The sequence below is a fragment of the Chitinophaga qingshengii genome, from assembly GCF_014529935.1.
Taxonomy (GTDB): domain Bacteria; phylum Bacteroidota; class Bacteroidia; order Chitinophagales; family Chitinophagaceae; genus Chitinophaga; species Chitinophaga qingshengii.
In genome coordinates, this window is sequence record NZ_JACVFC010000001.1 from 1,886,326 (window position 1) to 1,908,727 (window position 22,402).

At 46.2% G+C, this 22,402-nt stretch carries 16 protein-coding genes and 1 riboswitch; of the genes, 7 read left to right on the plus strand and 9 right to left on the minus strand.

Annotated features, from left to right (window positions below; all coding sequences use genetic code 11):
• Positions 1–25 precede the first annotated feature (25 nt).
• Positions 26–3,226, plus strand: coding sequence for an NHL repeat-containing protein (locus tag ICL07_RS07150; RefSeq protein WP_188087233.1), 3,201 nt, complete (start codon positions 26–28; stop codon positions 3,224–3,226).
• Between the two features lie 216 nt (positions 3,227–3,442).
• On the opposite strand, the gene ICL07_RS07155 is transcribed toward ICL07_RS07150, so the two are convergent.
• From ICL07_RS07155 to ICL07_RS07170, 4 genes are all read right to left on the minus strand, one after another.
• Positions 3,443–4,252 (minus strand): pseudouridylate synthase, encoded by an 810-nt coding sequence (locus ICL07_RS07155; protein ID WP_188087234.1) that lies wholly within the window; start codon positions 4,250–4,252, stop codon positions 3,443–3,445.
• A gap of 71 nt (positions 4,253–4,323) precedes the next feature.
• Positions 4,324–4,884 (minus strand): hypothetical protein, encoded by a 561-nt coding sequence (locus tag ICL07_RS07160; RefSeq protein WP_188087235.1) that lies wholly within the window; start codon positions 4,882–4,884, stop codon positions 4,324–4,326.
• A 164-nt stretch (positions 4,885–5,048) separates the two neighbouring features.
• Entirely contained in the window at positions 5,049–5,747 is a 699-nt protein-coding gene (locus ICL07_RS07165) for a LytR/AlgR family response regulator transcription factor (protein WP_188087236.1), read from the minus strand.
• The gene (locus ICL07_RS07170; RefSeq protein WP_188087237.1) at positions 5,744–6,769 is read right to left on the minus strand and encodes a sensor histidine kinase; all 1,026 of its coding nucleotides are present in this window, start codon (positions 6,767–6,769) and stop codon (positions 5,744–5,746) included. Before ICL07_RS07170 ends, ICL07_RS07165 begins: the two co-directional genes overlap by 4 nt.
• Before the next feature lie 138 nt (positions 6,770–6,907).
• Between ICL07_RS07170 and ICL07_RS07175 the strand changes: the two genes are divergently transcribed.
• Both ICL07_RS07175 and ICL07_RS07180 read left to right on the plus strand, forming a co-directional pair.
• On the plus strand, positions 6,908–9,298 hold the full coding sequence (locus ICL07_RS07175; RefSeq protein WP_188087238.1) for an outer membrane beta-barrel family protein: 2,391 nt from the start codon (positions 6,908–6,910) through the stop codon (positions 9,296–9,298).
• A gap of 47 nt (positions 9,299–9,345) precedes the next feature.
• Positions 9,346–10,344, plus strand: a complete 999-nt coding sequence (locus ICL07_RS07180) for a hypothetical protein (RefSeq protein WP_188087239.1) — start codon at positions 9,346–9,348, stop codon at positions 10,342–10,344.
• Positions 10,345–10,403: 59 nt separating this feature from the next.
• Here ICL07_RS07180 and ICL07_RS07185 read toward each other — a convergent pair whose 3' ends face one another.
• From ICL07_RS07185 to ICL07_RS07205, 5 genes are all read right to left on the minus strand, one after another.
• A complete protein-coding gene (locus ICL07_RS07185; protein WP_188087240.1) occupies positions 10,404–11,468 on the minus strand; it encodes a M48 family metallopeptidase in 1,065 nt (354 codons plus the stop codon).
• A gap of 11 nt (positions 11,469–11,479) precedes the next feature.
• Positions 11,480–12,451, minus strand: a complete 972-nt coding sequence (locus tag ICL07_RS07190; RefSeq protein WP_188087241.1) for a YjgN family protein — start codon at positions 12,449–12,451, stop codon at positions 11,480–11,482.
• Between the two features lie 93 nt (positions 12,452–12,544).
• Positions 12,545–13,306 (minus strand): hypothetical protein, encoded by a 762-nt coding sequence (locus tag ICL07_RS07195; RefSeq protein ID WP_188087242.1) that lies wholly within the window; start codon positions 13,304–13,306, stop codon positions 12,545–12,547.
• Between the two features lie 53 nt (positions 13,307–13,359).
• A complete protein-coding gene (locus tag ICL07_RS07200; RefSeq protein ID WP_188087243.1) occupies positions 13,360–15,030 on the minus strand; it encodes a hypothetical protein in 1,671 nt (556 codons plus the stop codon).
• Entirely contained in the window at positions 15,014–16,033 is a 1,020-nt protein-coding gene (locus ICL07_RS07205) for a DUF7638 domain-containing protein (RefSeq protein WP_188087244.1), read from the minus strand. The genes ICL07_RS07200 and ICL07_RS07205 overlap by 17 nt, the downstream gene beginning before the upstream one ends.
• Positions 16,034–16,346: 313 nt before the next feature.
• Between ICL07_RS07205 and ICL07_RS07210 the strand changes: the two genes are divergently transcribed.
• From ICL07_RS07210 to ICL07_RS07225, 4 genes are all read left to right on the plus strand, one after another.
• Entirely contained in the window at positions 16,347–18,350 is a 2,004-nt protein-coding gene (locus ICL07_RS07210) for a glycoside hydrolase family 19 protein (protein WP_223151768.1), read from the plus strand.
• Between the two features lie 134 nt (positions 18,351–18,484).
• A complete protein-coding gene (locus ICL07_RS07215) occupies positions 18,485–18,802 on the plus strand; it encodes a hypothetical protein (protein ID WP_188087245.1) in 318 nt (105 codons plus the stop codon).
• Positions 18,803–18,859: 57 nt separating this feature from the next.
• Positions 18,860–19,068: riboswitch (cobalamin riboswitch) on the plus strand.
• A 101-nt stretch (positions 19,069–19,169) separates the two neighbouring features.
• Positions 19,170–21,239 (plus strand): TonB-dependent receptor, encoded by a 2,070-nt coding sequence (locus ICL07_RS07220; protein WP_188087246.1) that lies wholly within the window; start codon positions 19,170–19,172, stop codon positions 21,237–21,239.
• Positions 21,236–22,396, plus strand: a complete 1,161-nt coding sequence (locus ICL07_RS07225; RefSeq protein WP_188087247.1) for a YncE family protein — start codon at positions 21,236–21,238, stop codon at positions 22,394–22,396. Before ICL07_RS07220 ends, ICL07_RS07225 begins: the two co-directional genes overlap by 4 nt.
• The last annotated feature ends 6 nt before the right edge of the window (positions 22,397–22,402 follow it).

Below are 22,402 nucleotides of genomic sequence, written 5' to 3' on the forward strand. Positions count from 1 at the left end.
TTTAACCCGCATAAAACCATTTCTTATGTCTACCCAAAAATCTGCTGCGCAGTTATATATTTTTCATTCAGATCTATCCGACAGATTGCCCGGTGAAGATTACCGGGTATATATTGCAGGGAAACAATATCCGCTCGTGGAGCATACTGCTGAAACCCTTGCTGATGCAAGGAAACAGTTTCCTTCCCTGGAGAAATTTAAAGACAGTGAGTTAACCCATTATACGGCGCAACCTGTTGAAGTCCCCTATGGTTCAGTCATCCGCTATTCTATCCGGCATCAGAATAAAACAAAAACATTGCCCGGCAAAAATGGTATTCATCATGTAGCAATATTGGTTACACCGGCGCAAAGTGAGCATACTGCCGTTAAATCGCATGTCACCCATTATGTGGAGACAGCCAAAACACTTATCTCCCACCATTGCGATTTGAATTCGATGGATGCAACGGCAGCTGCCTGCATACAGGAGCATATGGACCAGTTCAAAGCGGCCGATACCTATGCTTTAATTTCGAACCTGGCCGCTGCGATGAAGGCTGCCGGTCCCCCGGCTACGGATTCCGGATGGGCGCATTATGTAGATTTTAATGCAGGAGATTTAGGAACACAGCAAGCACTCGTTCCTACGGATGATATTATGCAGCAAGCCGGTGACCCGATGACAGCCGTGCTGGTCAGTACTAAAAACGATCCGCGCTTGAAAGGGGCCTGCTGGCATGCTCAAACAGGCAACAGTGTTCAGTCTGCCGGTGAAAACGTGGCTAAAGACCAAGGTGTTTATCTCCCAAAACTATCAGCAGATGATAACTGGACAGCCGCACTGGCCGATACAACGGAAACCTATGGCCTGCAAGCAAGCATCCAGGTGGTGGACTCGGGGAAACGCCAGGTGGAACTAACGCTGAGCAATTATTACGTTCGTTGTCTGGGCGCGTATATTCAGTTCCTGGATGCCGATGGTAATGCGATGAACACCCCCAACTGGTACCCGGATGACGGTGCATTAGCCAGTGAGGTGATCAATGCGGTTAAACTGGATAGACCTGACTTGCGCTATTTAGGATGGGTGAGTGCCGTGGATACCGTTAAAGGTGTTATTGTGTCCGCTGTTCCCGGTCAACTGGTGGTAAAATTCACGTTCCCGGATGGCGCTGTTTCTGCCATTATCTATGGTGGCGGTTTTGGTATTGGCTGTCTCAACTTTGGGAAAGGCATGGTTATCGGAGCTGTTACCACCGGCCTGGTAAATTTTGTGGTCCCCTCTTTATTCATGGGTTTTGGAGTTGCTGCCCAAACATATAAACCGCTGTATCTGTTCCTGAAAAAACCGAAGTTGATTGCAGCAGCTGTAGTACTTGGTTTGGCATATTTCGGAGGAATGATCGGATATGATGGTATTGTCAACAAAAAGATAGATTGGAGTGCTATCTCCAGCCTCGGTCAAATTCTCTTTGATAAATCCGTCACCGCACTCCTGGGATGGTGTGAAGAACAAATGGCGGAAGGCGTCATAGAAGATGAAATCCCCTTTGCCGGATGGGTGATACTGGCGGTCAATATTGCCGCTGATGTGATGCAGATGTCGGAAACCATTATTGAACTGGTGAATTGTCCGTATATGATTCCCAATAATATTTCCACGACTATCACCAGCAGTCTTACCATTCATCCGGACCCCCGCCGTGGCGCCTTCCCGGCAGTACCTTCCGGCTCCAGGGCCAGTTACATTGCCAAGATGATTTACCAGAGCCAGAACAGGGCCGCCATTACCTCTGAACCGGTACCGCTGGACCCTTCCAGCTATCCGCCGGTGCTGAGCACCAGTTTCAGCAATACGCTTGGCGGTAAAGTAAAATTTGAAGTGGACTTTTACATTGACGACTGGATGGCAGGAAAAGCCACCACCGGCGTCCTGGAGAATAATGAAGACAACACCGCCAATATCACCTTATATCTTTTGCAAAAACCTATCCCGCTGGATAGTCATTCCATTTATCAACATACGGCCATATTGGGCTATACCGGGCAATACAGCTGGATACCGCAATCTCAACCACCTACCGCTACGCTGGCCAATGCGAATAACAGTCAAACCGGCAATGCCATCTCCGCATGGATGGGACTCGCTATCAGTCAGCGTTATGGTATGGTCGGACTTTCCTATAAAGCCTCCGGGCTGGGCATTACAGATTGTTCCAACCATGCTACCGGCCAGTTATATGCCTTCCTGAATGTGAATATTCCGGAGCTACCGATGACAAACGTGAAATTTCCCACCTGTGCCTTTTCGGGACTATCGCAATTGGTATATGATTGTTTTCCGCCCAAATTCCTGATGCAGGATGGTATGTTCCAGTTAGATAAAAATGGTAATCCGGAACCGGATCCTGCCTTCCCTGATTTGGGCAGTTATTATATCGATCCACGGAAAGCAGGTAATGATCCTTATAAGGATGGCGGATATTATCTGCGGAAAGTAAAGCTGGACGATACGTCCGGCACCTTTGACATGTCTGCAGGGCAGCCCGGTTATGGAAGGTTTCAATACTTCCCGGATGCTATTACCCTGCATCCTGGTAAACACGCCATTGCGGTGAATAGGAAAAACTGCAAGATGATGATCACTCCCCTGGCGCCGGACGGAGGATTACCAGATGGTAACATTCCCATGGCGCTCACTTTTGCCGGAAAAGCACTGGATTATAACGGCAGCAATGGCAGGGCAGGATTATTGTTTACGCCGGTGGCCATTACCTGCTCTTATGATGGAACTATACTCGTGTTGGAGCAACTGTTATCCGAAGGCCTCAATCTTGCCAGGATACAGGCTTTTGACCTGAACGGAAAGCCGGTGAGTTGTTTCTCCGATAGCAACCAGCCTTCTCCGATGTTAAGTCTGCCTGCAAACGTCACCTATCTGGACCTGGTAGCTGTGGGTGATAACCTATCGACTTTTTTGTTCGTACTATATTATAACAATGCCGGCGAAGCGCCGGGTGACTATAGCATGAGTATTTATCAATATGGTAAAAATGCGCCGGCAGGCAGCCTGTTGGTTACCACGCCCAATATTCCCGCTGCCGCCATTAATGTGGATATGTGGCATACCCTGTATACGCTGAACTGGCAGATGACGCAGGATGGGAATGGAAACAATGCCGGTCCCGGAGGCCGTACGGTACCCTCTGCCAGTGAGTGGTTACCACCAGTACCTAAACAGTGATTGCGCGGAGCGTAAAAAAAATTTGCAGAAGACGGCTCCGCACAAATAACAAAAGCGCACCGGGGTGCGCTTTTGTTATAATAAATGAGTTAGCTCAATCAGGACAGGCAACCGCCAGATAATTGATGTTAGAAGTGAAGGAAGGAGCCGCCCTATAGTAATAAGACCAGGTCCTGCAACCAGATACGTAGGATGGATCAACTTTTGAATGAACTGTTAGCTTAACATATAATCGAGGATCGGCGCGCATTTCTCCTTACAGGGTTTGTAGTAGGCGCCGTGTTTCCACGTGGCTGATTTAGGCGATAAACCCCACCAGAACTCGGCCAGTGCTAAAGGTTCCATCTGGTGCCGAAAGGCGTACTGCAGTAATTTTGGGCCGGCACATTCGCCGGCGCCGGCTGGTGGCTGCTTATAGCCGCGGGCAGTAAAAATGTCTACCATATTCTTTACATCGCCGGCCTTGTTGCGGAAGTTATATTGTTCCAGAATCCTCCGTTGCAAGCCGGTGGAATGGGTTTTACGCAATTCCTTCAACTGTGCGATAGCCGGCTGATGGCGAACGGCATCTTCCCGGCAGAGCATGTCAATTTCACGGTTGATGTCTGATAAACGGATCATCCCGGCATTCACAAAACCACCGGCTTCCAGTCCGTCGAATATCGGTTCCACAAAGCCATTGTGATGATTTTTATTAGCCAGTTTACCGGAAAATGCCGACAGATAACCCAATATACCAGACTGTGTCCGGACTACCAGCACCCCGAACATTTTACCGATCACGGCACCATTACCGTCGTTATCCAGGCCGAAGTTATGTTTCCATTCATTTTGCAGCGCCAGATATTGCTGAAGTTCAGCAACTGCTATTTCACAGAGTGGGTGCATGTCTCCATCCAGGCTGAAGGTAAGCGATTCAGCCATCAACCGGGCAGCGCCCTGGTCCGTAAAACGACAAAAAGCAGTATCTGTTTGTTGTTCCTGTTCTGTTACAGCGGGATAAGCGTCCGCTTCAATATCGATCATATACACGCGCCTCCCACCCCGCAGGGTGGCTTAAAGAGGCGCAAAGATAGGTGATTATGCGCCAATCCCTGTTATTTTTTCGGCATCCTGGGAGGTTGCTGTGCGTATTGATACATCAAATTAATCTTCCCGTTTTTATCAAAACGCCAGGTTTCCTGCAACTCTGTGGCTGTTCTTTTTCCCTGGGCATCCGTTGAAATCTGCCGGGTCCATACAATCACCCAATCTTCTTTCTTATCCTTACTTCTGAGAGGCACCCACGCATGAATAGAATCGATGAGCATGCCCAGCGGTTCTCTCATCTTTTTTGCCACCGCAAAAAGGCTATCCCTGCTGCCGGCAAACATACCGCCGTCAGCGAAAAAAATGGTATCATTTTCTGCGAAAGAAGGGATTGCTTTGTCAAGTACGTTGTTATCCCAATGTTGATACACGTTGAGCAGTGTTTGTACATTCTTTGTGCTGCCGATCTCAAAATCCGAAGAATAACTCGCCGTAAAAGGATAATTCAGGCTTTCCTGCTTTTCCGAACCGGCTCCGGAGGTGGTAGCAGTTCCCGTATTGGATTCGTTAGTACCGGAATTGCAGGCTGCTAGAATAGCAATTGCTACGAAAAGGGATATCTTTCTCATAATAATTGATTCTAAATGGTAAATAATACGTTAAGCCAGGCAAACTAAAAAAGCGGTGAGATGGGGTGTTCTTTCTTTACCCAAAGTTAAGCATTATTATACTGTCATCATAGTTTTATCGGCACGGCAGACGGCGTCTGACGAGGGAAAATCAACCTGATTTACTAAGTCCGGCCTACCCATTCATTGACCAGTTTCCGGTAGGTTTCTCCAATAGGCAGCCAGGTCCCGTCAGACATTTGTATCTGATTGCCTTCAATGACTTTGATCTTATTCAGGGGTATGATATAGGAACGGTGAATACGCACGAACTGACTGGCAGGAAGCTTATCCAATATATCTTTCATCGTTTCCAGCACCATAATTTTTTCATCGCTGGTGTGGATACGGATATAGTCCTTCAGTCCTTCGATATATAAAATCGAATCAGGCGCAATTTTGTAATGTTTCCGGTCGGCTTTTACAAACAAAAAGTCATCTGTATCATTGCTCTGAAATGTTTGCTGCCAGCGGTTATACTTCTCTATGCTCTGGTAAAACCGGTTAAAGGTAACGGGCTTCAATAAATAATCGATAACATGAAACTGATACGCATCCAGTGCATATTCAGGATAAGCAGAGATGATGATGAAATTATGTTTTTGATTAAAAAGCTGCATGAGCTCAATACCCGTTAGTTGTGGCATCTGAATATCCAGGAAAATCAGGTCTACCGTCTCCCTGTTCAACACCTCCATGGCTTTAAACACATCACTATCTGCATACAATACATTGAACTGCGGAAGCTTTGACACATAGTCTGCGATGAGTTTTACGGCAAATGGCTCATCATCCAATATGATACAATTTATTTTTTTCTTCATGGTAGTTTTATTGACAATTCGGCGGTAAACCAGTTCGCTTCATTGGTTAAATGTAACTGGTGCGCACCAGGATAATGGATTTCCAATCTTTTTTTCAGATTATCGAGCCCGATGCCGCCCAGCTTGTCTTTTTTTTGTGCTCCAATTTCGTTTTTTACCCGGAAAAAGAGCCGTTCCTTATCCGCCGTAATACTGATATCGATAGGATGTTTACTGGAAGCGGTTCCATGTTTTAAAGCATTCTCCACCAAAGGCGACAACATATAGGGCGGTATCTGTATATTCTCCCGGGCAATATCGCTGACAAAATGAATATAGCCGGCTTCCTGGTGCCGCAATTGCTCCAACTCAATATATGCATTGATATAATTGATTTCATCCAGCAACTGGATTTTTTCCTTTTGTGATTCGTAGGTGGTAAACCGCATCACCTGGCTCAATTTCTCAATGGCGGTCAGCGATTTGTCCGATTGAAAATAAACCATGGAATAAATATTATTCAGGGTATTGAATACAAAATGCGGGTTGATCTGCGCCTTAAGGAATTTAATTTCGATGTTCTTGTTCTCTTCCAGGATGGCTTTATTATACTCCAAAAGGCGGATGAAATAAATACCAAACCACAGCAAAGAACTGAAGATAATGGGCATACTGCTATACTGCAGGTTGTCCAGCATATAGTTGATAAAAGTGGGATCGGTATAATTGGTCTTGTTAAACAGCAGGGCCGTAACCACCTGCTCTGTCAACCATCTCAACCCGGTAAAAAACAGGTAGGAAATGAATATCCCGGCCAGTAATTTCCTCCATTGAAACGATCTGAACACCTGCTTCATCACTACGAAATAGTGAAAATAAAAGGTACTGATAAATACAATCAGGTAGGTTGTATAAAACAGGTCGGGGACAACCCATTCCACCCGGAAGCGGCTTTTTACAAAAGTGGCATAGGCTGCCAGCGCCCAAAACAGGAGGTGGATGACCAGTTCAGCCTTTTTTGATAGTGTCCCTTTATACAACATCGTATTCTTTTTACAAAAGTATTGATTTTGAGAGAGCTATGAAATCGGGTTTGTCGATCAACCGGAGGGGTTTGTCGATAAAAATAGTTTAAGGTATCCATTCCGGTGATTTTTGTGTCACAATTTAACTCACAACACATGAAACGGATTATCCTTTTATCGGCCATCATGCTGAATTATGTCTATGCTTTCAGCCAGCAGTTTTCTATCAAAGCAAAAGTTGTCGGCCAACAAAAAACGCCTATGGAATTTATGTACGTCACTTTGGTTAAAAATGACTCCGTGCCGGTACAACAAGCCATGACCGATACTCTGGGCCATTTCTCCATGAAAGCCGGGAAAGATAACTACCGTTTGATTATCAAACAATTTGGGAAAGAATACCTGAACAAAGCAGTCGCATTGGACCGGGATATGGACCTGGGCGTCATCGAAATACAGGAAGGCACCGCGTTACAGGGCGTCACCATTACCAGCCGGAAAAAAATCTTCGAACAAAAAGTCGACCGCCTGGTTTTTAACATCGAAAATGCCGTCATGCCTACCGGCGGCAACGCCCTGGATGCGCTGAAATCTACGCCGGGCGTCAGGGTACAGAACGATAACGTTTCCATAGTGGGTAAAGGGGAAGTGCTGGTGATGATAGACGACCGTTTGCAGAGAATGTCGCAGGAAGACCTGGTTACGCTGATGAAATCCATCCCGGCGGATAATATCAAAAGCATAGAGGTCATTACTACACCGCCGGCTAAATATGAAGCGGAAGGTAACAGCGGATTAATCAATATCAAACTGAAAAAGGCGAAGGCTAATACCTGGGATGCCAGCATCGGCGCATCCTATACGCAGAAGACCTATGCCAGTGGAAACCTTCAGGGATTATTCAACTATAATCATAACAAACTGTCATTACAGGCATCTTTCTCCAAAGGAAAACAACAATTATTAACCACTTCCGATAATCAGATATTCTACACCAACGAGCGCTGGATGCAGGAAACACGTACCAGGTCCGAAAGCGATGTAATGAGCGCCGGCCTTGGTGTTGACTATAAGCTGACCAACAAATGGACAACAGGTTTCAAATACCTGGGCAGCTTTACAGACCGGACATCCGGCAGTCAACCATTTACCACCCGCTTTAATAACACCACCGGAACCGCTGATGGTTTTGTTACCTCCACTGTAAATGCCGGTAACCAACCACAGATGAATGCCCTTAACTGGTACCATTCCTTTGCACTGGATACCACAGGGAAGAGCATTTCGGTCGACTTTGACTGCTTTAATTACCGGAAAACCGACAACCGTTTCTTTTCCGGGAACGAGCTGGATCATAAACAAAATATTATTCCGGGCAGCTTCTTTTCTTCAGCCAATACCAATATTAACAGCATCAACAACTATGCAGCCAAAACAGATATAACACTTCCGTATAAATGGGCCAACCTCAGCCTGGGTGGCCGGGTATCCTATACCAACACCAACAACGATCTCATTGTATACGACCATCATACGGGAACGCCTGTATTAAATACGGATCAATCCAATGTTTTTAACTACAAGGAGTACAACGAAGCATTGTATTTTTCCGCCAGCAAAAAAATAACCGATAAATGGGAAACCCAGGCAGGTATGCGAATGGAAGCCACCCAAACCAAAGGGTACTCCCAAAACCTGGACCAGACCAACAACAACCATTACATCAAACTGTTTCCAACAACATATGTTACCTATGTACCCAATGACAATCATTCTTTCTCGCTCAATTACAGCCGCAGGATTCGCAGACCGGATTTTGACTATCTGAACCCGTTTGTGGTTCGCAGCAACCCTTATTTTTATGCTGAAGGCAATCCGTTCTTAAAACCGTCCTATATCGATAACCTGGAATTTTCCTATGTAAAAAGCCAGCAATGGGTTAACTCGGTTTACTATTCCAGGGTAACCGACTTTGGACAGGAATTATCGATTGTGGATAACGCCACCAATATTACCAGGCTCACGCCTGTCAACTATGCCAATACTTATCAGATTGGGTTTTCCACCTCTTATAATTTAAACCGGTGGTCCTGGTGGAACAGCCTTACAGGCTTTAACGTAAACTATCAGAACGTTCAATCCAAAACCAGCTTCGTGCAATCTACAGATGGCTACAACGGTTATTTTTACACCAACAATGACTTTACACTCAACCGGTCGAAATCTGTTTTCCTGGGGGTTAATTACGCCTTACAGTTACCGGGCCGCTACCAGATCTTTCATATTGCCTCTTTGAATATCCTGGATGTGTCGATGAAGTTTTTGCTGATGCATAAAAAGCTGACGCTGACAGTTACCGGCGAAGATCTGCTGAATGCCCAACGTCCGCTCATCACCTATTATTCCAATGCCGTGAAGAACACCGTGCGTACCTATGGAGATAGCCGCGGGGGAAGGATTTCCATCAGTTATAAGTTTGGCAAAAACAGTATCCGGGTAAAACAACGGGATTTCGGTAATGAAGAGGAGAGAAACCGGGCGCAATAGGTACAAAACTATCTTTATTTTATCTTTGCGCGATAAATCAGTTGACAATGAAACCTTTTTCAGTTATGTGGCGGTTCATGATACTCGCTATTTTAGTATTGGCATGTGATAAAACCATAGCCCAGTCCGGAGATATAAAAGCTCCTACCAGCAGTGGGAAGTATTTGGGTACCTCCACAGATGAAGTAGGAAAGATAAGTGCAACGATAGGCAAATTGGCGGGGCGGATACCGGTTGGTAACCCGGAGCAGCGAACCAAAGGTGATGGCCAGTTTATTCATTGGTTTAAAACCGATGAGTCTCAACTGGATGGTGACAAACCCAAATTTCAGGTAATTTACGACGTAGATGAAGATAGTTGGGAAATCATCGGGATAACGATAGTGGGAGCCAGTTCGGAGGTACAGACAATTTACCAGGCACTTTTTGACCCGAAGTTTCAGTTAGGAAAACGCTTTGAAAGGAAAAGTGCCGATCTTACCCGTGGCGACGAAGATGTAGTTATGGAAAGTGGCTTATCGAATGGGTCCATCAAGATCATGATGACACCAAAAGCCAGAAAGGCCTATGAGAAGAAAAAGGCTAAAGAAAAAGCTTCCGCTTATGAGGAGAAGGTGAAGGCAAAAGCCTCGGCAGCTCCCATCAGCTACAGCAACTACCTGGGCATTTCAGTGGATGATATACCCCGTGTAAGTGAAAAAATAGGAAAGGTAATTGGCCTGGTACCTTCTGCTAAAATTGACCAGCAAAGCAAGGGCGATGGCCGCTTTATCCATTGGTTTAAAGACGATTGGGAGTTCCGTGTTTTTTACGACTTTGATGAAGATACCAGAAAAGTACTGCATATTGGAATAGCCGGTAAAAGAGCGCAGCTGCTTAAGATCTACGAAACGTTGTTTGATGAAAAATTTGTGCCCAAGAGCGATGGACCGCTGGATGCAACTGTCAACCATGGCACTGAAGAGGCTATTCTTCGCATGGGTTTTGATGATGGATCTATTATGATCTGGCCTGTAGAAAATACGGGAAAAAAGCGTAAAAAGTAAGTATATATAAATATAAAAGAGGCTGTATTATCAATATAATACAGCCTCTTTTATATTTATCAGGAAGGATATAATTCCTTTAATTTTCTGAAAGCTTTTTCGAGGTCTTCGTTTTGTACAGCAGGAGCAGGATGTTTCTTTATTTGTCTGTCGACATATTTAATCCTGTTTTTGGTGAGGGGGTGGCTGCTTAAAAAGGTAGGCATATTGACCGGTTGTTTGATGGAAGATAGTGTTTCCATTAAATGCAACATGCCATGTTGGTCGATTTTGTTGTCTTTCAGCAGGGTAAGGCCTTCCAGGTCGGCTTCTTTTTCATACTTCCGGGAATAGCTCAGTGAGTGTAGGGTATTGGCATTTTTGTACAGGCCGGAATAGGCGCCCATGCCGCCCAGAAACAGATCCAGCAACAAGGTGGTGCTCATGTCTTTACACAGCTTACGGGTGGAGTGACGGAACTTCACATGCGAGACCTCATGTGCTAAGAGGGCCGCCAGCTCTTCTTTCGTTTTGATTTTTTTCAACAATGCATCATACACAACGATATAGCCACCCGGTAAGGCATAGGCATTGTCAATTTTACTGGACTTAACAGAAAAGGTAAGCGTATCCGGTGTTTCCCAGTTTATCTTACCGGCGAACGCCGTCAGTAATTTACTGCCAGCGGTATCTGTCGTTTCATCGAGGGTGGATTGGGCCAGCTCACCCAGTTTTTTATCAAAAGAACGAGGGAGCGTTTGGGCTACCTGGTCAGCAAGAATAGGTAATACCACAAAATAACAGAGGCCCACAATCAGTAACAGTACCAGGGCGACGGTATATACCGCTTTATTACCTAACCGGAGCAACCATTCATGAACGGAGTAGCCCCGGTTAGCGTAATATAATTTTGAAAAGGCGCTGATGCATTCCGGATCATCTATTTCCAACCCGCCTTCGGCAGCTGTGCTGATGCGCAACTGCTTACCGTTCACCGACTGTACATTGATTTCTTTATACAGCCAGGAAAGACGGCTGCGTACCCCGTTTCTGTTCATCCTGAACTCCAGGTATTCCTGGTAGAACTGAATATCTACGGTAGTCAGCGCAGCTGTTTTATTATCGAAATATTTTCCGGGATACATGGCCTGTTTGCTTAGATGATGCTCAGATCGAGGAAGTCCGCCAGGTCTTCGCCCATAGCATTGGTGTATTCCTCTTCCGTTTGAGATAATTGTTCCAGCACCACATCGCCTTCAATTTCAATATTTTCAGCGATGAATTTAAACATATTCACCTCAGCCCAGGCATATCCGATACCCAGGGTGAAAATGATGATGAGCATATTCAGCAGGATCACGCCAAAAAACTTACCACCGGTAGCAGTAGAGCGGAAAGTATAGGATCTGTCACCCTGTGATAAAGTCATATGATCGATATAATATCTGAAAACATCAGCCTGCCACCAGAAGCCATAGATACCCAGGGTAATGATCGTCAGGAAGTAGCCTTTGATATTGAGCACGAAGAAATCCCAGCCATCGCCTTTGTATTTGAACTCACCGCTTCCGAAACGGATATTGCTGATAATATAGTTCCGCAGGTTGATGACCATCCAGGAGCCATAGAAGCCCAGGGTAACTACTGTCAGTAAAAATTCTTTAATAAAAAGGGCCACGAAAGCGGACCTGTCGCCACGGTATCCGAAGCGGATACCTCTCCAGGATGTTCTGGACCAGCGGTAGCGGCTGGCGCCGTGAATAACAAAAGGCAATAGCAGCGTTATCCCAACGAGGTACGCGATAATGCCGAGCGCGACATGCACCCTCATCAGGATGCCTATAATAATACCAAAGCCGATCAACAACCCGATGGCTTTGATGAAACCTTTGAACATCTCGTTTCCGGTACCACTAAAGGTAAAGCTGGAATCTTCCAGGGTGGTGGACTGGTAGAGATAATTTAATTTTTTGGCTTTCGCCCAGGGATAGTAAAGGCCTAAGGTAATAGCACATAACAGTGCGTTGACGATCAGGATACCGAAATAGGTTCCGCCGTTACCAATAAACTTCAACCTGGGAGAAGAAAAGAGGCCGCCCGGGGCAGGGGGCGTGTAGACTTGCTGCATAGTGTTAGGTAATAGGTTAATAAAATTTAAAAATAACAATTATATTGAATATTGTCAACACTTATACATATAATTTTTATTAAATTTGATATATTACCACCCGGTGGCAAACAATTTCCGCGCGCCTTTTATACCACATCGCTGATATTGCTGATAAGCCTGTGCTACCCGTTCATGGATAACAGCGGGCTTCTCCTGCTGTACCCATCCATTGATCACCGGCACCAGCGTATAGGCCTCCGGCGACATCAGGTGCGTAGTCCAGATCAGCGGTTGGGCGCCAGCTTTGCGGATGCTCTCATAAAAATAGGGTTTGCCGGCACAGGCGAAAATAGCGACATCCCTGGACTGGTTATCACTTTTGGCAGGAGTAACCGGAAGGGTGAAATCCATGAGACCATTGTGCCCTACAAACACGATCAGCCCTGCATATCCGCCAATACGCACCGTCCCGGAATCGACGACGATACCGGTCTTTTTTCGCCCCGCCGCATAGTCCAGGAAATCGGTAACGGTTTCTTTCATCTTAGCGCCATCATAGGCGTCAGCCACCAGGTAGGTACCGCTTTTCCGGTGCCTTAAAATAATACGTTCGTATATATTGTCAGCGGGATGAGACACCTGTTTGATAAACTGCCAGTCGGCCTGTTTTTTCAGAAAGGTCTTCACCCCATACCCGCAGCCCCAGTACAGGTTATTAGCGGGATCTTGTCCATTCCCGATCTTAGCGGGCACTTTTACGATGCCCTGGTATTTGTTATCACAGAGGGCTACCAATACATGAATCGTGGCACGCTGAGGATATACTTTCACACCCGTCAACAGGAGGCAACATAGCAGGGTTAATCTAAACATATGGTCGTTTTTCCGTGTAAGATGCAGGGAAGGTCTGATTCCATAAAGACTGGTTATTCATCCGGGTATTCTTTACCATCCCGCTTATCCAGCCACCCCTTTTTCCCGTTGGGTAATGTAAAGCGGATAAAATATCCGCTGTTTTCCCCCAGGGAACTGTAATGCGCATCTTGGGTGATAGGGAAATAACCGACCAGGTTATCTTTGTATATACGTAACGCGGGTACGTTACCATTTGTCTTTTCGATACTATCATAAACCACCGCTAAAACGGGTATCAGGGTATCATGTGCAGGCGCATAACGGTACCGGTACCTGGCGTAACTGTCATTGTTCAGGCGTATACTGTCCCGGGGCTTTTCATGCCTGCCGAAGTCAGCATTTCGCTCATCAAAAGTGGCGATCCCCCATTTATTATTTTGTTGTATCAGTATCCATAGCGGCGGAATGGCATTCCCCCGGATGAACATATCATTATCATCGAATGCCGTTTTATCACTGCCATTGATGAAACACAAGGTGGTACCAGCCGGGAGGCCATCGAAAATCACGGCCTTACTATGTTCGTGTTCCTGGGCAAATCCGCCCAGGGTAGCGGTTACGCCATAAGTTCCGTTTGTTAACTGATAACTGTAGGAGTTAACGGTACCGCATACGTTATAACCAATCACTATCCTCGGTGTATCAATGATTTTACCGGTGTTATCCAGGTAGACGGGCTTATTACCAATCAGTCCCTGCAGATAATAGTGATCCGGATAAAGTTGGCGGATACGGCCCGATACCGGCAGCCGTTTCAGCCCATCGTTATAAACAGTGTATTGTACGCCGCCGGCGGTGTTATCCCGGGTGATAACAAAATGTTTGTTGAAAAAAACGGAATCATACACGCCCGGCAATACCGGATTACCCCAAAGGTCTTCCAGCTGCTGCCGATGACCGGCAAGGGTACGGATACGGTAAAACTCCTGCAGTTCCTGAGATAGCGGATCACCGGGCAAAAAGGTCCTTGTGTCCTGTTTTACCAGGGTACCGTTACTGAAATCGGTATCTTCCCAACAAATGGTCATCCCCTTTCGCTCCGGAATGATATATCCCGCTATATCGCCTAATTTATCTATCAGGGCAATAATATGCCTGTTGTTCCCTATATCCAGCACACAGTAAGTGCACAGCGAGGCATCAGATACCCGCCACTGTCTTCCCGTATCTTTTTTTTCGCTGGTATAATAGGCGCCAAAACCTTGCCGGTTAACAGTATAACGATATGTCTGCCGTCCGAAAAGAAATTGATTAAAGGCTGAAAAACATTCCTTCCCAGGGCCGTCTTCGTCCCGGGTGTCTGCTATTGGTTTCTCCCACCGGTAACTGCTGAGCATACCCAGCAGATCCTTTACCGGCATGGGTTTAATATCTTTTACGGGCAACAGGCGATGTCCGCTCGCCCACCCTGCGGTATCCTGCCACTTATAGTCACGGTCAACCTCGATAACCGAGGTTGTGTTTCGTTCATCTTCCCGGCGGTCCCAGGCAGGTTTCAGGGTGATACCGATCTCTTTTAAACGAAAAATTCCAGGGCGATTATCTGCCTTAAAAAATGACATACGTCCTTTATGCAGGTCCAACACGTCCACACTATCCACCTGAAATACCTGCTGCGCCCATGCCTGCTGTTGTAACAGCAGCAATGCTATGATGAATTTCCAACTATGATTCACTTTCATCGGTAGGTTTGGGTACGTTAATCGTGGGTAATTTTTCGTTCCTGGCCTTTGCCACCCGGTAGTGCGACCAGTTTTCAATTTCCTGGTCACCATAAATGATCATTCTCACCGCCACATCTTTGGTGTCCATATCACCGACATACATTTTCTGATGATCCGGCACGTTTTCATAACTGGTCCGCAACAGTTCCTTATTTTCCTGCGTTGGCTGATCAAGGTATTGCTGGTAGGCTGCCCTGCAAACGTCGATGCTGGAGGGCTCCCCTTTTATCTCCCTGATCATGTCTTTTACCTCCAGTAATTTTTCCTGGATATCGTTGCTGTATTGACGCTTCAGGATTGTAAAACTTCCCAGGCCATAAATATGTACCCGGGCCTGGTCAGGGATTTCAGCAATGATGATTTCTTTTTGTATCAGTTCCTCGAATTCGGGTAAGGTAAGGCTGACCGTGTTTTCCAGCCGATGCAGGCCAATAGTAAGATCGGAGAAAACCACCACGTTGATCAGATAATACGCATCTGCCACCTTGTAAAACAAGTGGATGCCCTGACCGCCTATCTTATCCGGAAACAAATCATTTGCACTTCTTTTATGTTCCTTGTAGATGGAACCATTGGCGCTATCCCCTATCCTGACATTACCCACCATCTTTTCGCGGTATTGGTAGATGTTTTCCATGCGGGGATTTAGTGTTTTTATCAACGATAAAACATAATCAATAAAACTATCCCTGTTAAACAGCCAGGAGCCATTGGTGATGATCCAGCTGCCAAGACCATGGATGGAGATGGCTTCATTGTCCGGGATGGCTACTTCCACCCAGCCCCTTTTAACATCTTTTTTAAAGTGTTCGAGGTCCTCAAAATTCCAGCAATCTACTCTCCCATCGGCATAAACAGCTATATCCACAAAAAAGTAGCTGCCATTGTGAATAATGGCCGGAATTGAAAATCCTTCAACGACTTGTTTCCGGTAAACCGTGGTAGTGGGGTTAACTATCATTCTCTATATAGGTTTTATCACTGCGAAAATATCACTTTTTTGTTAATCCGATGTCCTCCATTCACATGGTAAGTATACGATTTTACCCACCCGTTTCCCAGCCATGTATTTTTCCATACTTTTTTCACTATTTACTAATGATTATCGGTTGCATTTTATAATGGCAACAGTGCAATAGCCACTGTACGGCAGTGATCTGTGCAATATTCATTTTACCTGTAACGATTATACTTTTCCGTTAGGGCTGCTGTATAGTAGCAAGGAGGGATTGTAGTTTGAGGGGTATTTTTCCACCCTTCAAACATAGCTGGTTATGAAAATCCCCCCGCTGATTTCTATTGTATTACTATGCCTGTTATGCTGGTCACACACTTCAGCCAACAGCAAATCTGCTCTCCCTGCCGACACTACGGTTGCCGCCCTGATCAGTGCGGCAGAATGGGATGTACTTTTTCCACACCGTTTTAATCCGGATGATCGTACCGGCGCCGGTACCCTGCCCACCAGTGCGGCTAAGGACTTCTATTCCTACGCCAATTTCGTGGAAGCAGTAAGGCGTATGTCCAACGTGAAAGTGCTGCTGGAAAGGCGCTGCGGCACTGATTATTACCGGATCACCCGTACCGACAAAACCACGGGCGTGTCTACCGTGATCAGAACAGATCCGGGTTTTAATGATCCTACCTGGAACGGGCTCGCCATTATTACCCAGGTACTGGACTATGGCACCTTTGTGGCAGAAGGCGATATCAACGCCCGTAAAAGGGAGCTGGTAGCCTTTCTGGCCAACATATCCCAGGAAACAACCGGCGGATGGCCTACCGCACCAGGCGGGCAATACGCCTGGGGATTGTATTTCCGGGAAGAACAAGGTTATGAAGGCACCAACAACATCGGGTACCGGGATGAGACCAACACCATTTATCCGCCTGCCCCGGGTAAGTCATATCATGGCCGGGGTCCTATCCAGCTCAGCTACAACTACAACTACGGTCAGGCCAGTGAGCTGATATTCGGCGACAAAAACATCCTGCTCGCCAATCCCGAAAAGGTGATACAAGATGGCGCCATTGCCTTTGAAACCGGTATCTGGTTCTGGATGGCGCCGCAGTACCCCAAACCATCCTGCCATGATGTAATGATTCCCGGTAAATGGACACCCACACCGGCACAACAAACCGCCGGTATGAAACCCGGTTTTGGCGCTACCATCAACATCATCAATGGTGGTCTCGAATGCGGCAGCGGACAAGAGAATACCAAAGCGCAGAGCCGCATCGCGCACTATCAGCGTTATGCTACTATCAAACAGGTAAGCCTGGAACTCAATGGCGGTAACAACACCGCCAACTGCGGATGTGCCAGCATGCCCCGGTTCACCGTTGACAACGGTGAATGTGCCAGCCTTACATCCATTCGTTTCGTACAACCCGCCAATGGCATCCTTTCCACCACGTCGTTAGGACCGGTTACCCTGGCCGTTACCAAAAATGATCCCCGTCGTGAGATCAGTAAAGTCCAGATTATTGTCAACGGCCAGTTGTTCAATGATTCGATCATACAATGGACGCCGCCGGCCTATAATAAATACACTGCCACGGCAAAGGGTATACGAAATGGACTGGATACCGTTGCTACCACCATCAGTTTTGCCGTTTGGAACAGCAATACTTTTGAAGGATGCGCCAATCTTCCGCAGTGGCAGGCTTCCCAGAACTATACCACCGCAGGAAATATTGTGCTGTATAACAACAATATCTATCGCAATAAATGGTGGGCCGGCAGTGCCAGCGTACCCGGAGCCAGCGACACCTGGGAACTGCTGGGCGCGTGCACCGGCGGGCCCCGGACAGATACCGGCTGCAGCGGCATTGCAGCATGGTTATCTTCCAAAGCCTATTCGGCCAACGACCAGGCGGTGTATAAAAACAAAATCTATAAAGCCAACTGGTGGACACAAAACAATCCGCCGGACCAGAACAGCGGAGCCGGGCAGCCCTGGACCTATATACGGGACTGCGGCGGCGCAGCAGCTATCAGTCAGGCTGCAAGCCCTGCGGCTACCGTGTATCCCAATCCGGTTACCAGCAATGTGCTGAACGTGAAATTCTCCGCACCGGCAGGAGGAAAATTTTATCTCTCTATTCTTAACAGTACCACCTTACAACCAGTGCAACAGGTACCGTATGCCTCCGCGCATGACGGCTACCATACCGTACAACTGGATGTAAGCCGTCTCCCTGCCGGCGTTTGGATACTGCAGATCAGTGGCGATGGCAACAACCGGAACAGCGCTGTTACCTTTATAAAAAATTAAACCCCTTTAATTCTCCGGCAGTCCTGCATCCCATTGGTATGCAAGGCTGCCGGCTTTTCTTGCAACATCAGAAAATTTAGTATTTTACAAACGCATCTTTATAACGGTTGTAAGAAGAAATTTTGTTAAACGATATGGATATCATCAACCCGGAAAATCAGTTCAAGAAGGCTTTACGTCTTTTAGATATTGGAAGAACAGAAGAAGCATCCGGTATCCTGCACGACATCATTACCCATATTGACCAGGAGCAGCATCCATTGCTCTTTATCCGGGCGAGCTGCGCTTTGGGGGAACTATTGTTTATCAACGGCGAAACAGCAGCAGCCCGAAAACACCTGCTCAACGTTATGCATACACTGCCGGATGATGACATAGCGGATTATGAAAAGTCTGTTGCAACGGACATACTCCATCAGATAGCAGACCGGGATAGCCGGGACCACATATAACATTCCCATATATATCTACAGCCTGCCTCTTCGTTTAGGCCTTTTCAATTAATTGTTGTACTTTCACGCCGCATTAGGTTTTTAACATAACATTCACAATGTTAAAATTAATAGGGAATCAGGTGCAAATCCTGAGCAGACCCGCTACTGTAAGTTCTATTAACACACTTTGACATTCTGCTAGCCACTGTTTTTAGTGAATAAAAATGGGAAGGCCGTCAACAGTGAGAACAAGCCAGGAGACCTGCCAATGCAGATAAATTTTAAAGCTTTCGAGGATGAGGCTTTGAATACAACTTGCACTGATTTATTTCGGGGTCTTTCGTTGTCGTATGTCATCCGTTAGTCGGACGAACTCAATTATTATATGTCAAACGCAGTAAGAACGTTATTGATAACGTTTTTAGCATTTATCTGTACCCACCTGTACGGACAACATCATCATCGTGACTCCATCCGCGTGGATACCGGAGCTGTAAAGACTTTGCGGGGTGTTACCATTTCAGCATCCGGATATAAGGAAGTGATCCCCGCGCAAAAACTCTCAGGCGAAGCCTTAAAGAGTTTAAACAGCTTTTCTGTAGCAGACGCTATACGATACTTCGCAGGCGTACAGGTAAAAGATTACGGCGGTATAGGCGGTTTAAAAACCGTGGATATGCGTAGCATGGGCACCAACCATATGGGGGTATTCTACGACGGCATACAGCTCGGCAACGCCCAAAACGGACAGATAGACCTTGGAAAGTTTTCGATGGACAACATCGAATCTATTTCTTTGTATAATGGCCAGAAAAGCGATATTTTTCAGCCTGCCAAAGACTATGGATCATCCGGCAGTATTTATCTGCGGAGCAGAAAACCCGTCTTCGATTCAACCAAAACTACCAACTTCAAAGGCGTTTTCAAAACAGGATCTTTCGACTTAATCAACCCCTCTGTATTAGTAGAGCAAAAGTTGACGGAAGATATCAACTTCTCTATCAGCAGTGAATACATCCGGTCATCCGGCCGTTATCCTTTTCGCTACAAAAGAATATACCATGATACAAAAGAGCTTGCCTGGGATACCACTGCCGTCCGACAAAACGGAGATATCAACGCACAACGGATCGAAAGCGGCCTGTATGGCAACTTGAATCGGGGCATGTGGAACGCCAAAGCCTACTTCTATAATTCAGAAAGAGGCATACCCGGCGCCATCGTCAACAACGTCTGGAAAAACGCACAAAGGCAGTGGGACAGGAACTTCTTCCTGCAAGGCTCTTTGCAAAAAAATATTATCAAAGGGTACGATATACAAGTCAACGCGAAATTCGCCAACGACTATATGCGTTACCTGAACCCTGATACTACTTTAATGCATATCGATAACAACTTCCATCAACAGGAATGGTATGGATCTATCGCCAACAAGTACAGTGTATCGAAAAAGATTGATATCAATTTATCCACCGACTTCCAGTACAATACCTTACGCTCCAACATGGAAGGCTTTGTGTTTCCCAGAAGGTTTACTTCCCTGGTAGCATTGGCCGGGGCAGCAGAACTGGGGAAACTGAAACTACAGGCCAGCATTTTAGGGACGTTTGTCAACGAGCGGATCACCATGGGAAATACTTCCATTGGCGACTCCGTGATAGCTGCATCTCCTAAAAGGGAGGTTACCCCGGCGGTCTTCCTCTCCTACAAACCTTTCCCCCAGGCGGACCTTAACATCAGAGCCTTTTACAAGAACATTTTCCGGATGCCTACCTTTAATGACCTGTACTACACAGATATTGGTAATGCCGCACTGGAACCGGAATACACGCATCAATACAACCTGGGTTTCGTGTATCGCAAAACCCTTGCTGGTACCGCATTACGTGAGTGGCAACTACAATCCGATTTTTATTTTAACCAGGTCACCAATAAAATAGTGGCCGTTCCCAAAGGCAGTGGTATGTATCGCTGGATGATGATGAACCTGGGCACTGTGGAGATAAAAGGTGTGGATGTAATCTCCGATTGGGCATTTGCGCTGCCGGAAAATATATCCCTGAATATAAGGGCTACCTACACCTATCAGTTGGCGCAGGATTTCACCAAACGATTAAATCCCACCCTGCAAAAACTCACCTATGGCGGTCAGATCCCCTATATTCCCTGGCATAGCGGTTCGCTTATTTCAAGCATACAATATCAGTCATGGCGCCTGAATTATAGTTTCATTTACGTTGGCGAACGTTATCATAATTCCGCCAATATACCCGCAAACTATGAACAGCCATGGTATACCAGTGATCTGTCGGCCTCAAAAAACTTTCAGTTTAAACGATACCGTTTCAGGATCGCCGGAGAGCTGAATAACGTATTGAACCAGGATTATGAAGTGGTATTGAACTACCCGATGCCTAAACGAAATTATAAACTCATTTTATCCGTTGAGCTATGAGAAAACACTCCTTATGCTTCATCGCATTGTTGTCTCTCTTCGTTGCCATGTCGGCCTGCAGGAAGGATGTAGAAGTATTTCCGGGTGATGATATTACCGTTGACACGGCATCTAAAAATACCTTCACGGGATTCTACCTTCTTAACGAAGGCAATATGGGCAGTAACAAAAGTACGCTGGACTACTTCGACTATGCGACCGGTGTATATAAAAGAAACATCTATGCTGCTATCAATCCAACAGTACCCAAACAATTGGGCGATGTAGGGAACGATATCGCCATTTATGGCAACAAGTTATACGCGGTGATCAACGCCTCCAACAAGGTAGAAGTGATGGATGCCAAAACAGCGCGCAGGATCGGACAAATTCAAATCCCCAACTGTCGTTATATTAAGTTCTATAACGGATACGCCTATATCACTTCTTACGCCGGCCCCATTCAAATTAATCCCAATTATACACAGAAAGGTTATGTAGCCAAGGTGGATACTGCCACTCTCGCTGTAGTGGACCAGTGTATTGTTGGTTTCCAGCCTGACTGCCTCGAAATTACCGGCGGTAAAATTTATGTCGCTAACTCAGGTGGTTACATGGGTGCAGGAAATACGGCCAATTATGAGCGGACGGTTTCCGTTATTGATCTGGCAACGTTTAAAGAAGATAAACGGATCGACGTAGCGTATAACCTCCATCATATTCTGGCTGATAAACGCGGCGATCTATGGGTTACTTCCAGGGGTGATTACAAGTCACTCCCGTCCCGGCTTTATTTTATAGACAAAACCACCCAACGGGTAACGGATACCGTGTCTATCGCCGTCAGCAACTACTACCTGGACGGAGACTCGCTCTACATATACAGCACAGAGTGGAGTAAAATAACACAATCCAATACCATTACCTATGGTATTGTAGATACCCGCACGCATCAGGTGGTCAGCCGCGCTTTTATCACCGACGGCACCAATAAAGAAATAGAAATCCCTTATGGTATCATGGTAAATCCTATCACCAAAGACATCTATGTAACAGACGCCGGGAACTATGTAACGCCCGGTATGTTGTACTGTTTTTCGAAAGAAGGGAAAAAGAAATGGAGTGTTGTTACCGGGGATATACCGGCCCACTTTGCCTTATTACCTAATCGCCCATAAAAATCA

Excerpts from the sequence above, each read along its gene's own strand:
- ICL07_RS07155 (WP_188087234.1), bottom strand. The coding sequence starts at position 4,252 with ATGATCGATATTGAAGCGGACGCTTATCCCGCTGTAACAGAACAGGAA.
- ICL07_RS07205 (WP_188087244.1), bottom strand. The coding sequence starts at position 16,033 with ATGATAGTTAACCCCACTACCACGGTTTACCGGAAACAAGTCGTTGAA.
- ICL07_RS07190 (WP_188087241.1), bottom strand. The coding sequence starts at position 12,451 with ATGCAGCAAGTCTACACGCCCCCTGCCCCGGGCGGCCTCTTTTCTTCT.
- ICL07_RS07160 (WP_188087235.1), bottom strand. The coding sequence starts at position 4,884 with ATGAGAAAGATATCCCTTTTCGTAGCAATTGCTATTCTAGCAGCCTGC.
- ICL07_RS07165 (WP_188087236.1), bottom strand. The coding sequence starts at position 5,747 with ATGAAGAAAAAAATAAATTGTATCATATTGGATGATGAGCCATTTGCC.
- ICL07_RS07200 (WP_188087243.1), bottom strand. The coding sequence starts at position 15,030 with ATGAAAGTGAATCATAGTTGGAAATTCATCATAGCATTGCTGCTGTTA.
- ICL07_RS07170 (WP_188087237.1), bottom strand. The coding sequence starts at position 6,769 with ATGTTGTATAAAGGGACACTATCAAAAAAGGCTGAACTGGTCATCCAC.
- ICL07_RS07180 (WP_188087239.1), top strand. The coding sequence starts at position 9,346 with ATGAAACCTTTTTCAGTTATGTGGCGGTTCATGATACTCGCTATTTTA.
- ICL07_RS07210 (WP_223151768.1), top strand. The coding sequence starts at position 16,347 with ATGAAAATCCCCCCGCTGATTTCTATTGTATTACTATGCCTGTTATGC.
- ICL07_RS07215 (WP_188087245.1), top strand. The coding sequence starts at position 18,485 with ATGGATATCATCAACCCGGAAAATCAGTTCAAGAAGGCTTTACGTCTT.
- ICL07_RS07220 (WP_188087246.1), top strand. The coding sequence starts at position 19,170 with ATGTCAAACGCAGTAAGAACGTTATTGATAACGTTTTTAGCATTTATC.
- ICL07_RS07150 (WP_188087233.1), top strand. The coding sequence starts at position 26 with ATGTCTACCCAAAAATCTGCTGCGCAGTTATATATTTTTCATTCAGAT.
- ICL07_RS07225 (WP_188087247.1), top strand. The coding sequence starts at position 21,236 with ATGAGAAAACACTCCTTATGCTTCATCGCATTGTTGTCTCTCTTCGTT.
- ICL07_RS07185 (WP_188087240.1), bottom strand. The coding sequence starts at position 11,468 with ATGTATCCCGGAAAATATTTCGATAATAAAACAGCTGCGCTGACTACC.
- ICL07_RS07195 (WP_188087242.1), bottom strand. The coding sequence starts at position 13,306 with ATGTTTAGATTAACCCTGCTATGTTGCCTCCTGTTGACGGGTGTGAAA.
- ICL07_RS07175 (WP_188087238.1), top strand. The coding sequence starts at position 6,908 with ATGAAACGGATTATCCTTTTATCGGCCATCATGCTGAATTATGTCTAT.